This is a genomic window from Lactobacillus huangpiensis, from assembly GCF_019972815.1.
Classification (GTDB): domain Bacteria; phylum Bacillota; class Bacilli; order Lactobacillales; family Lactobacillaceae; genus Lactobacillus; species Lactobacillus huangpiensis.
In genome coordinates, this window is the sequence record NZ_BPPA01000006.1 from 36,034 (window position 1) to 48,164 (window position 12,131).

The 12,131-nt window shown below is 36.4% G+C and carries 9 protein-coding genes; 1 reads left to right on the forward strand and 8 read right to left on the reverse strand.

The window, feature by feature from the left end:
* Positions 1 to 3: 3 nt before the first annotated feature.
* The 5 genes from prfB to LDM90_RS05690 all read right to left on the reverse strand — a co-directional run bounded on the left by prfB (position 4) and on the right by LDM90_RS05690 (position 6,341).
* Positions 4 to 1,120, reverse strand: a protein-coding gene (gene prfB, locus LDM90_RS05670; protein ID WP_223896883.1) for a peptide chain release factor 2 whose coding sequence is annotated in 2 segments (ribosomal slippage) — positions 4 to 1,047 and positions 1,049 to 1,120 — 1,116 coding nt in all. Because the reading frame shifts where the segments join, the coding sequence is not laid out codon by codon here.
* Between the two features lie 79 nt (positions 1,121 to 1,199).
* The gene (gene secA, locus LDM90_RS05675; RefSeq protein ID WP_223896882.1) at positions 1,200 to 3,599 is read right to left on the reverse strand and encodes a preprotein translocase subunit SecA; all 2,400 of its coding nucleotides are present in this window, start codon (positions 3,597 to 3,599) and stop codon (positions 1,200 to 1,202) included.
* 130 nt (positions 3,600 to 3,729) lie between these two features.
* The gene (hpf, locus tag LDM90_RS05680) at positions 3,730 to 4,278 is read right to left on the reverse strand and encodes a ribosome hibernation-promoting factor, HPF/YfiA family (RefSeq protein ID WP_223896881.1); all 549 of its coding nucleotides are present in this window, start codon (positions 4,276 to 4,278) and stop codon (positions 3,730 to 3,732) included.
* A gap of 93 nt (positions 4,279 to 4,371) precedes the next feature.
* The gene (locus LDM90_RS05685) at positions 4,372 to 5,061 is read right to left on the reverse strand and encodes a ComF family protein (protein ID WP_223896880.1); all 690 of its coding nucleotides are present in this window, start codon (positions 5,059 to 5,061) and stop codon (positions 4,372 to 4,374) included.
* Positions 5,058 to 6,341, reverse strand: a complete 1,284-nt coding sequence (locus LDM90_RS05690; RefSeq protein ID WP_223896879.1) for a DEAD/DEAH box helicase — start codon at positions 6,339 to 6,341, stop codon at positions 5,058 to 5,060. The genes LDM90_RS05685 and LDM90_RS05690 overlap by 4 nt, the downstream gene beginning before the upstream one ends.
* A gap of 42 nt (positions 6,342 to 6,383) precedes the next feature.
* Here LDM90_RS05690 and LDM90_RS05695 point away from each other — a divergent pair, with 42 nt between their 5' ends.
* Complete coding sequence (locus LDM90_RS05695) at positions 6,384 to 7,046, forward strand: YigZ family protein (protein WP_223896878.1); 663 nt, start codon at positions 6,384 to 6,386, stop codon at positions 7,044 to 7,046.
* 134 nt (positions 7,047 to 7,180) lie between these two features.
* Here LDM90_RS05695 and LDM90_RS05700 read toward each other — a convergent pair whose 3' ends face one another.
* The 3 genes from LDM90_RS05700 to LDM90_RS05710 all read right to left on the reverse strand — a co-directional run bounded on the left by LDM90_RS05700 (position 7,181) and on the right by LDM90_RS05710 (position 12,126).
* On the reverse strand, positions 7,181 to 8,335 hold the full coding sequence (locus LDM90_RS05700) for a glycosyltransferase family 4 protein (RefSeq protein WP_223896877.1): 1,155 nt from the start codon (positions 8,333 to 8,335) through the stop codon (positions 7,181 to 7,183).
* Between the two features lie 167 nt (positions 8,336 to 8,502).
* Complete coding sequence (locus LDM90_RS05705; protein ID WP_223896876.1) at positions 8,503 to 10,299, reverse strand: FAD-dependent oxidoreductase; 1,797 nt, start codon at positions 10,297 to 10,299, stop codon at positions 8,503 to 8,505.
* A 21-nt stretch (positions 10,300 to 10,320) separates the two neighbouring features.
* Positions 10,321 to 12,126, reverse strand: coding sequence for an FAD-dependent oxidoreductase (locus LDM90_RS05710; protein WP_223896875.1), 1,806 nt, complete (start codon positions 12,124 to 12,126; stop codon positions 10,321 to 10,323).
* Between the last annotated feature and the right edge of the window lie 5 nt (positions 12,127 to 12,131).

Here is a 12,131-nt window from a genome sequence, read left to right on the forward strand (position 1 = left end):
CACCTACTCCGGGTTTTCCTGACTTAAAAGCCACTGCAAATATGCATAAACAAATGGTTGCAGCTTACCATCCATTACACCATTCGTGTCAGAAGTTTCATAGTCTGTGCGCAAATCTTTAACCAAATTATAAGGATGGAAAACATAAGACCGAATTTGAGAACCCCAGCCAATTTCTTTTTGGTCACCTTTAAGTTCCTGTTTGTGTTTACGTTTCTTTTCTTCTTCTAAATGAAACAATTTTGCTCGCAATTCATTCATCGCAGTTTCCCTATTTTGCAGCTGAGATCGCTGTGCCTGAGATGTTGTTACAATTCCTGTGGGCAAGTGAGTGATTCTAACGGCACTTGAAGTTTTATTAATATGTTGTCCCCCTGCACCACTTGAACGATAGACATCAATACGAAGATCCTTAGGATTAATATCAACTTTAATACTGTCATCAATTTCCGGAATGACCTCAACAGAGGCAAAAGACGTATGTCTTCTTTTAGCTGAATCAAAAGGTGAGATTCTAACTAACCGGTGAACCCCATTTTCCGACTTCATTAGACCATAAGCATTTTTGCCAATAATTTTAGCACTGACACTTTTAAGACCAGCTTCTTCTCCAGGTTCATAGTTATTAATTTCAAACTTGAAATTCCTAATATCAGCATAACGCTGATACATTCTAAGAAGCATTTGCCCCCAGTCCATAGCCTCAGTACCACCAGCACCAGGGTGAATTTCAATAAGCGCATTATGACTATCATATTTACCAGATAAGAGCAAATCTAATTCATAATCATGAAATTCAGTCTGCAACTGTTGCAAATCTGCTTCAACTTCTTTTTGTAAATCATTATCTGGTTCTTCACGCAGTAATTCTACTGCTGTCGTTTCATTTTCATAATCAGACTTTAATTTATCAAAAGAATCGCGTTTTTCTTTTAACAAATTTGTTTCACTGATCAAACTTTGGGCTTTTTCTTGATCATCCCAAAAAGAGGGATCCTGCATCTTGTTTTCATTAACAATAATATTTTCAGTAATTGAATCTAAGTCAAAGAGACCCCCTAAAGTGGTCTAACCGCTTTTTTAAACTATCTAATTCATTTTGAATTTCACTTATTTCCATTTTTAAGCATAACACCTTTATTCTTAATAAAATTTCAGTAAAAAAGAGAAAGCAGCTGCTTTCTCTTCAATCTTAACTGTTAACGACTAAGATTTTGTCTAATTTCAGCTTTCATAAATAAACGAGTTACGTCAAATTCAATATTTGAAACCATTTCTTCAAACATGTTGTAACCGGAATCCTGGTATTCAACCAACGGATTAAGTTGACCGTAACCACGCAAACTAATTGATTGCCGTAATTGATCCATTGCATCTATATGATCAGTCCAACGGTCATCAACTACTCTCAATATAACTACTTTTTCAAATTCAAGCATTTCTGAAGGATCAGCTAAAATTTCTTCTTTTTCTTCGTAATTTGCTTCAACAAGATCATATAGTTTTTGCTTTAAGTCAGATACTGTAATTGTTTTGAAGTCAATTGCATCTGTTTCTTCTTCGTTGGTTAAACTGGAAGAAATAAAGTCCCGTAATGAATCAAGACGCCACTTGCTGCGATCACCTTGCGTAAACATATCTACTTGACTGTTAATAGTTCGACGAATCATTGGAATTAAAACATCCTTGAGGGAATCTTCTTCACCAATAACTTGCATCCTTTCACCATAAATAATTTCACGCTGAATACGCATAACATCATCATATTGTAGAGTTTGCTTACGAGTATCGTAGTTATTACCTTCAACCCGTTTTTGAGCTGACTCAACTTGCCTGGTGATCAGACGACTCTCAATCACTTTATCATCGTCATTATCTGATAGACGATCAAGAAAATCTTTTACCCTGTCACCACCAAAACGCTTCATCAAATCATCTTCAAGTGAAAGATAAAAACGTGTAACACCGGGGTCACCCTGACGACCGGAACGTCCACGGAGCTGATTATCAATTCTACGGGATTCATGACGCTCGGTACCAATAACAGACAGTCCACCTAATTCTTTGACACCTGGCCCTAATTTAATGTCAGTACCACGACCAGCCATGTTAGTAGCAATAGTTACGGCACCACGTTGACCAGCATTCATAATGATCTGAGCTTCTTTAGCATGGTTTTTAGCATTCAGGACCGCATGCGGTATTCCTTCTTGGTCAAGCAATTTACTTAGTCTTTCAGAACTTTCAACCGCAACAGTACCGACCAAAACTGGTTGACCTTTAGAATGACGTTCTTTTATTTCATTGACAACAGCCGCAAACTTAGATGACAAAGTTGGGTAAAGAATATCAGGATTATCTTTTCTAATTAACGGGCGGTTAGTTGGAATCGTAATAACCTGCATATTGTAAATTTCACGAAACTCTTCTTCTTCCGTTTTAGCTGTACCAGTCATCCCTGCAAGTTTTTTATACATTCTAAAGAAGTTCTGGTAGGTAATTGTAGCCTGAGTCTTGGATTCTTCTTGAATCTTTACTCCTTCTTTTGCCTCAATAGCTTGGTGCAAACCATCAGAATAGCGCCGTCCCTGCATAACACGACCAGTAAACGAGTCAACAATTAAGACTTCACCATCTTGAACAACATAATCAATATCTTTAAGCATAATGTAATTTGCTCTCAGAGCCTGATCAATATGGTGTACTAGTTTTTGATTCTCAACATCGTATAAATTTTTAAGTCCAAAATGATCACAAGCCTTTTGGATACCTGTTCTGGTTAACGAAATAGTTTTAGTAGGCCAGTCAATCTTATAATCACCATAGTCTTTGTCATCGTCTGCATCATCATCACTCTTATCCTCTTTAAGGGTTTTGACAAAACGGTCTGCACGAATATAGTCACCATTAGCTTGTTCGGCTTCACCCGAAATAATCAATGGCGTTCTAGCTTCATCAATTAAAATTGAGTCGACCTCATCGATAATAGCATAGTTAAGCTCGCGTTGAACCATTTGTTCCTTGTAAACAACCATGTTATCACGTAAATAGTCAAAACCAAGTTCAGAGTTAGTTGAATAAGTTACATCACAACTATAAGCTTCCCGTTTTTCATCTGGTGACATCGCATTAAGATTAAGACCAACTGTTAAGCCTAGCCATTTATATAGCTGACCCATTTCTTCTGCGTCACGACTGGATAAGTATTCGTTGACAGTAACAACATGAACACCTTTTCCTGTTAGTGCGTTCAAATATACAGGCATGGTTGCAGTCAAAGTCTTGCCTTCACCGGTCATCATTTCAGCAATATTACCATAATGCAGTGCAATACCACCTAAAACCTGAACATGAAATGGGTAAAGTCCTAAAACTCTTTTGGCACCTTCACGAGCAACTGCAAAAGCTTCTGGTAAAAGTGAATCCAAAGTTTCACCATTTTTTAGCCTATCACGAAATTCAGGTGTTTTAGCCTGCAATTCTTCATCAGAAAGTTGACCATACTCTTCTGCATGATCTTCAACTTTACTAGCAATTTTTTCAAACTTTTTCAGTTCTCTTTTATCATTATTGTATAGTTTCTTTAAAATGTTTACCATTTAATCGATCCTTATATGTAGTTAAAGTATAAAAACACATGATAATTTTACCATGATTGACGCTAAATGAAAAATAAACAAAACAAAGACCTCACACTAAATGTGGGGCCCCTGCTTGATAATACTATTTTTATTTTGTTTCAATCAAACCATAACGGCCATCATTTCTGCGATAGACAACACTTGTACCGTTAGTTTCACCATCTTGGAAAACAAAGAAATCATGTTCAAGCATATTCATTTGCAAAATCGCTTCTTCAGGACTCATCGGTTTCAAACCAATTTGTTTATTGCGAACAATAGAAAACTCATTGGCTTCTTTATCTTTAGAATCCTCTTCTGCACTTTCAACAAAGAAATCGTTAAATCCTTTTTCACGACTCTTACGATTCACACGAGTCTTATACTTTCTGATTTGTCTTTCAAGTTTTTCTGAAACAAAATCAATACTGCGGTACATATCGTCAGTTGTTTCTTCAGCTCTCAATACTAAGTATGGCAGTGGTATAGTTACCTCGACTTTAGCCTTGTGATCACGATACACCTTTAAATTTACATGAGCAATCATATCTTGATTCAAATCAAAATACTTCTCTAATTTTTTTAGGCGCTTTTCTACGTAACTTCTTAAAGCATCAGTTACCTCAATATTTTCACCACGGACATTATACTTTAACATATGAGATTCTCCTTTCAACTGCTTATGCAGTCTTATGTTATCTATATTATAGCAAAATTATAGCAAAACATGAAAGCGCTGAACAATTTAGTTTTATCTGCATAAGGTAAAACTACTAATTTTTGCATTAGGAAAAACTTCTGCCAACGCATCCCGTGCATGATAAAGCGTTCTGCCCGTAGTATATATATCATCTAATAAAAGTATCTTGTATTTCTTCAAATTAATCGTAAAGTTTTTCTTAACAAAAAAACTTTGCTCACTTCTTAATCTTTCAGCGCGATTTTTTTCTCCCTGTGCACTTAGCCCTGGTTTTTTACCCAATACACAGGTTAATGAAACCAGATTACCATATATTGAACTGATAGTATCGAATTGTCTTTGTTCAATATGTTCTGGAGAAGTGGGCACAGGAACATAGAGGTCGGCTTGATATTTAGTTAGATTTTCCCGACATAATTCCTCTAATACTTTGTGCAAAGCATAATCACCATATCTCTTATAATTAACCATTAAATCATGAAAAGCCTCATTATATAAATATAAGGAATGATTTTTTAGTAATTTTTGTCCATAGATTTTCTGCCAATTAATACAATCTAAACAAAATTTATTTTGGCTCAACTTACCAAAACAATTTGGACAATGTTTGTCAGGGATGCGCATATATTTACTTTGACAATTAGAGCAAATACATTTGGTTTCCTGTTTGTGCCAAGAAAATAATTGGATAAATGACACTTTAGCAACAAAAAGCTGCCCACACAGTAAGCACCTTCTCATTTGTTCATCTCGCGAATTTGTTTCATTGCATTACGAATGATGTTGGTATATTTATGATAACAAAATAAAACCAAACCACTGGAATCAGTTTTGTCTCTTCCGACCCTACCGGCTATCTGCACTAAGCTCGAAGCAGAATAAATTTTATCATCCGCTTGAACAACAATTACCCAGACATGATTAAAAGTAACCCCTCGTTCCAAAATTGTAGTTGTCACTAATAGCCGAGTTTTTCCTGCTCGAAACTTTCCAACTTTTTTAATTCTATCTGTATCGTTTGCATGAACCCCAGAAATCTCAATCTTACTAAGTTTTGGCTCTTTTTTTAAGGCATCAATATAAAGATTTATTTGATCAACACGAGGTACAAAAAGCAATAATGGGTGGCCTGCTTCTACAACTTTTATAATGTCTTTAATGAGATTAACATTAATTTTGTTTTGATGCAGAAATGGACGGAGAAATAATTTTTCTTTTGGTACAGGTAAAAGATTTCCATGGAACCTTCTTTTCAATTTTAGTTTCTGCAATTTACCTTTTTCTACCGATGCTAATAAATCTTTAGTAGGCGTTGCGGTTAAGTATACTCTCTGTCCCTTGTCATTAATTGCATTTTCTGCTGCAAAATGCAATTCTGAATTATGAACATAGGGAAAAGAGTCAGCTTCATCAATTACAAGTAAATCAAAAGCATGAAAAAACTTTAATAATTGGTGTGTCGTACAAATAGTTAATTGTTCTAGGCCTGGCTCTTGGTACTCACGGCCATGATATTTACCGATTTTAATTTCACTAAAGGCATTTTGAAAACGTGGATATAACTCGTTTACAACGTCGATTCTTGGAGTTGATAGACAACATCTTTTTCCCTCTGCTAAACAGTGTGCTATTAAAGGAAAAAGCATTTCTGTTTTACCTGCACCAGTTACCGCATGAACTAGTGAGTCCTGACCGTTGATATAATTTTCAATTAATTTACGTGAAATTTTAGCCTGTAGTGAGGTTAGTTCACCCTTCCACGTTAATCCACCATTTGCTTTTATCGAGAAATTTATTTTTTGTTTATTGCGAATTAAATAATCACCCTCTACAATTCTTCCCAGACCAATGCAAGTTCTACAATATGTTTTGCCACTTGGCAGTTTAGCATAAGCCCTGGCATTGCAGCGCAAGCAGCGACCATTTTTAATTGCCTCGATTTTGGTTAAGCCAGCCTTTGTGCTAAAATCCATTTGACTACTAACCCATTGGCGGCCTGCTAGATTTGAAATACTTTCCATTTTGTCCTCCAATAATAAATACGCAAAAAAGGGCTGATTTTTTTGAATGAAAAAGAAAATTATTTGACCATTAAAGAAAATGGCAATCACGAATTAACGATTAAAAAAAGTCGTTTTATTACGACTTTAATACGGACCCCAACTATTGAAGAAGCTGAAAAGGCAATTGCCGCTGTGTCTAACAAATACCGTGATGCCACTCATAATACGTTTGCTTACACCATTGGTTTAAACGATGAGCACGTCAAAGCAAGTGACAATGGTGAACCATCTGGTACGGCCGGAGTTCCAGAACTAAAAGCCTTGCAGTTAATGAAACTCAAAAATGTCACTGCAGTAGTTACGCGCTATTTTGGCGGAATAAAATTAGGGGCTGGAGGTTTGATACGTGCATATTCTAATAGTGTGACTAAGGCAGTAGAAGCCGTAGGTGTAGTTAAACGAGTTCAGCAACAGGGAGTTAAATTTCAAGTCGATTATAAAAAATTCGATGAAATCCAGCACTATCTTAATCAACAAAAAATCTTTATTGACAATATTGATTATGGCGTCAGCGTGACAATTTCAATTTACATTGATGAAGGCAAATTAGAGGAATTAGAGAATGACCTCACTAATATTTTGTCCGGCAAAATACAGTTTATTTTTCTGCCTAAAAGATATAATGAGGTTCCCGTTACTCAGCACAATTATCATGATCAATAAAAGCATAATTCAATAACTATACAAAAGAAGAAGACAATCCACATTTAAGGAATTTGTCTTCTTTTTTTCTTGTTAATTTTAGCAGTAGTCAAATTGACTTTTAAACTAAAATCTCTTGTCAGTATCTGCCAAGTTTAATCTTTCTTTTTCTTTTTTAATTGCTCAGGCTTGGCTTGCCCAAGATGCCAAACTTCCACCGTAGGATCTTTCTTACTCCGAGAATTAATCAGCTTTTGGGTCAAATTCATCAGCGGTTTATATTTTTCTCCTAAAAGACCAATGGATTCCACAAAAAACTCTAGGGCAACTGCCAGACCTGCAATTAAAACCCACATCCCCCACATTGGTGACAACAAAAACAAGAGAGAAATGAATGAAAAAATAAGTGATAAAGCATAAATCGTTAAAACCGTTTGTCTGTGGGTCAAACCCATTTTCATTAGTTGATGATGCAAATGGTGCTTATCGGCTTGCGAAACGGGACGGTTATTTAATTTGCGCCGAATCATGGCATAAATCGTATCTGTAATTGGAACCCCTAATATAGTGACTGGCACTAACAGAGAAATAAAAGTCACATTTTTTAAACCTTTAAGTGAAAATACCGCAATCATAAAGCCAATGTATAACGCTCCTGTATCACCCAAAAATATTTTTGCGGGATGAAAGTTATAAGGTAAAAATCCTAATAGGCAGGCAGCAAGCATAAAACAGCCAATAGGTATGTATAGTTGACCGGTATGCAGGAAGAAATAACCAACGATCCCCATGGTAATAAGTGAAATCATCGAAACCCCATCGGCCAGGCCATCAAGACCATCAATTAAATCAACTGCATTAGTTAAGGCCAATATCCAAAAAATAGTAATTGGTAAACTCCACCAGCCTAAGTGTATTTGTTTATTAAGAAAGGGCAAATTTAAGACGTTCATCCTGATGCCGGCAAGAAAATAAATTACCAGAGCGCCAATAAATATACCCAACATTTTTTGCCTTGGCTTTAGCTCCATAATATCGTCAATTATACCAGTCAAGACAATCACACTGGATCCTAAAAGTATGCTAAAAGCCTCATGTGTCGGGAATTGCTCACGCAATAAAACAAAAGCGCCAATATTGAAGGTCACAAAAATACCCAATCCGCCTAAAGTTGGCATTGGTTTTTTATTTACCCTTCTTTTATTTGGAATGTCGACTGCACCTAATACAAAAGCCAATCTCCTAATAAAAGGCGTGATCGAAGCTTGTATAATCACTAAAAAAAATAATTCAACAATAATTTTAAACATAGTCGGCTACTTTCATTTATAGTTGTCTTAATTATACAAGCTGGAACAAAAATGCACAAATTAGGTTAATTGAACACTAGTTTTTTTAACAAAAAATTGTTATTTAAAATCAAAAAAGAACTAGGTTCAAATGAATCCAGTTCTAATTAATTCACAAAATATAAAAACTACATGTGAGAGGCAGCTGAACTTGCATCAGCCTCTTCTTTGACATTGGTTACAGCACTTTCTCCAGCTATTCTTCCAAAAACAACAGCATTAGTAATGCCCATCCCACATCCGGGATAAGTCATTCCGCGCCAACCACCTGTAGTACTACCTGCAGCATAAAGATTGTTTATCTTTTTATCAAAATTGTCCAGAACTTCAGCTTTGGTGTTAATAGCTAATCCACCTGCCATGTCTGGTGTTGAAGGAGCCAGTTTAGCAGCATAAAATGGTGCTTTGAAAGCTGTTAAATCTTTTTGACGACCAAATTCTGTATCTTCACCTTTAATAACGTCATTATTCCACTTTTTAATTGTTTTCTCTAATACCTCTTGGTTTAGGTTAATCTGCTGAGCTAATTCTTTTATCGTATCAGCTTTCTTGAAGTAACCATCTTCTACCTCACGTTTTAAATGTGGTGACGGAGCTGGTGCTGAAAAAGCAGCTGGCATTTCATTTGCCATGCCTTCATCAAAAATTAACCAAACGTAGCCTTGATCAAGACTTGCGATTTTCTTAGAGGCATATTCAAAATACATATCTTCCCTAAAGTGCCTTTTAGCATCTGTGCCTACCCAAATGTAAGGCTTTGTCCAGGCAGTACACAGAGGACCGATACATACATTATCGCCGGATTGAGTACCAATTGAGTTGGCTATTGGCATCCACATATCTTTTAACTTAGCGCCAATTTCAGCGCCCATAGTGATACCATCACCCATTTGTCTGATTGAGCCATATGATTCTCCAACAGCAAAATCAGGCGCAAAACTCTTAAGCATTTCTTTGTTACGAGAAAAGCCTGCTGTAGCAATAATAACACTTTGGGCTTTGTAGTTACCCTTATTAGTATGTACACCAACTACATTATTATTCTCGTCAGTTATTAAGCTCTCAGCTGTGATATTAAAAATAAATTTTGTGCCAACTTCTTTTGCCTTATTGTAAAGCGGCTTTGACAGACCATAGCCACTTTTTTCGACAGTTAAATGTGATCTGGCTGCCGGAATAGCATAGTCTTTCATTGCTTCTTCATTGCCAATTTCTTGGACTTCTTGAAAATTGACACCAACTTCACCAGCCAGCCATTCATAATCTTCTGCGCCATGTTCAACGATTGTTTCTCTCATACCCGCGTCTTCATAGCCTTGACCAACTGCTTTTAAATAATTATTCCAGTTTTCCTTGGTATCTTTTATTCCCTGAGATTTTTGCAAACTAGTGCCCCCACCAGCGTTGTAATAACCACCAGACAGAGTCATATCGGACAACATATAACTTGAAGTATATTCCAAGCAAATTACTGAGGCACCTTTTTGCCTTGCAGCAATAGAAGCTGAAAGACCAGCAGCTCCCGCTCCAATTACCAAAATATCTGTTTGATCTTCAAATTCTAAATCACCTGGATTTATGTTGCGATAATCTTTGCCATTAACCTTTTTCTCAGTATTTCTCAAATCAACTTTTTTATCAAGACCACTAGGATCGCCAGCCTTTGAAACTGCATCTCTGACTGCTTTTTGGACAGCTTGAAAACTAATAGTTGCTCCAGTAACTGCATCAATGTTATATGACTGATGCTCAACAATTAGCTTTGGTGCCTTTTTTAAAGCAGCAGTACTTATACCAGAAGTTTCATCCTGTTGATCAATTGTTACATTCGTAATTTTATTGTCTTTGACTGTTACCGAAACCTCGACTTCACCGCGATTACCAGAGCCTTGTCCTTGATAAACGCCATCTTTTAAATTTGCCATTTCTTATCCTTTCGTTAGAAACTAAGCTTGATTTAACGCAGATACAACAGCCTCTTTAAATGCACGACTTGATGCAGAAGCTCCAGATACAGCATCTACATTAACTGTTTTGTTAGTCAGCATTTCTTGTTTCATTTTCTTAATCGCTTTTTCACCGTAGTCAGGTGATTCGCTTTCTTTTAAAACTTCAATATTTGTTGGACGCTTATCACTGTCAACTGTTACTCGCACTACTATTTCATTGCCCATGCCGCTTGAAGATTTACCAATATATTGATTTTCAGCAGTGGAGTAATCTTCTTGTTTAGCATCTGATTCAGGAAATGCAGCATCAGCATTATTTTCACTAACACTGGCACCTGAGACTACTTGATCATCTTTAATTTTGGCAGCATTTTCTCCAGCTATCTTACCAAATATTAAGCAGTCAGCCATGTCACCCCCGCCATTGTATTGATTTGCACCTATATGACCCAGTTCACCAGCAGCATATAAGTGTGGCAAAACTTTCTGATCTGTATCTATGACTTCAGCATTTTCATTTCGACGTGGTCCACCTTGAGTGTTTAACATAGTATGTTGCTGAGCTAAAGAATAGAACGGACCTGTAAGTGCAATTTTGACCATTGATTCTGGCTTACGTCCACACTGATAATCGACTCCTTGATCAACAAAGAAATTATATGTGTTCAAAGTATTTTCTAAAACTGCTGGATCAACTTTAATTTCTTGAGCTAAATCTGTGATAGTTTCTGACTTAACTACTTTAGTTAAAGCCTCTTTTTGAAACTCATCATTATCAGCTGAGAATAGTTCATCGTATTTTTTCTGATCAAAAATCATATGAGGATGTACTTGGGCTAAAGGAATTCTCCAAAGACCATGATTATAGCGATGACCATGACGGGTTGGATCGTCTTCTGCTACATAACGCGTACCATCATCACCAACTGTGATCAAGGATCCGGCAAATAATGCTTTCCAGGCCATAATATTATGAGCTCTTTGGCCTTTAGGAGCGGCTAAATTAACAGTCCCACCTGGTTCATAATTATTCATATGCCATAAATCCGCACCAACTTCTATAGCCATCTTGATGCCATCGCCATTGTTATAAAGCGTACCGTATGGTAATAAATTAGTTTCACCTAAATAGTCCTGCACCATTTGTTCGTTATTTTCAAATCCACCAAGAGCTAAAACTACACCATTTTTTGCTTGAACATTGAACAGCTTGCCTTTATTTTCAATCTGTACACCTATAATTGTCTTATCCGTATCCTGAATTAAGTGCTTTGCTGGTGTTGAATAAAGTACATCAATCTTGTCGCTGCGATCCAGTACATTCTGCCGCAATTTTTTCCAAAGAGCAGCATCAAATATCTGATCATGCACTAACAAGTCATCATTGGTGTCTGCGCCTTCAAATTCAGGATATTCAGCACTCATATAAGCCAACATAGCAACATTTTTGTTACCTGGATTATTTTTCACACTAAATGCTTTTCCACCCAAATACTTTTCAAAGTAATCTGGTAAATTGACCATTCCTTTTACAAAAGTTTCAAGCACCTGTTTATCTAAATCAAGTGGAGCAGTCATTTTTTGATAATACTTTTTGAGCTTGTCATAATCATAACCTGCTTCAACAATCTGACCACAGTATCGGGTATTACCACCTTCATGTCCTTCTGGCGCACTATCTACTAAAAGGACTTTTGCTCCTTTATCTGCAGCAAAACGCGCTGCTGTAGCACCTGCTCCGCCAAAACCTATTACAACAACATCATAAGTCGCATTCCAAGATTCATTATCTTTTAAAAACATTTTGT

Bases quoted from the DNA above. Each gene is read 5' to 3' on its own strand.
- secA (WP_223896882.1), bottom strand. From the start codon at position 3,599: ATGGTAAACATTTTAAAGAAACTATACAATAATGATAAAAGAGAACTG.
- hpf (WP_223896881.1), bottom strand. From the start codon at position 4,278: ATGTTAAAGTATAATGTCCGTGGTGAAAATATTGAGGTAACTGATGCT.
- LDM90_RS05685 (WP_223896880.1), bottom strand. From the start codon at position 5,061: ATGAGAAGGTGCTTACTGTGTGGGCAGCTTTTTGTTGCTAAAGTGTCA.
- LDM90_RS05690 (WP_223896879.1), bottom strand. From the start codon at position 6,341: ATGGAAAGTATTTCAAATCTAGCAGGCCGCCAATGGGTTAGTAGTCAA.
- LDM90_RS05700 (WP_223896877.1), bottom strand. From the start codon at position 8,335: ATGTTTAAAATTATTGTTGAATTATTTTTTTTAGTGATTATACAAGCT.
- LDM90_RS05705 (WP_223896876.1), bottom strand. From the start codon at position 10,299: ATGGCAAATTTAAAAGATGGCGTTTATCAAGGACAAGGCTCTGGTAAT.
- LDM90_RS05710 (WP_223896875.1), bottom strand. From the start codon at position 12,126: ATGTTTTTAAAAGATAATGAATCTTGGAATGCGACTTATGATGTTGTT.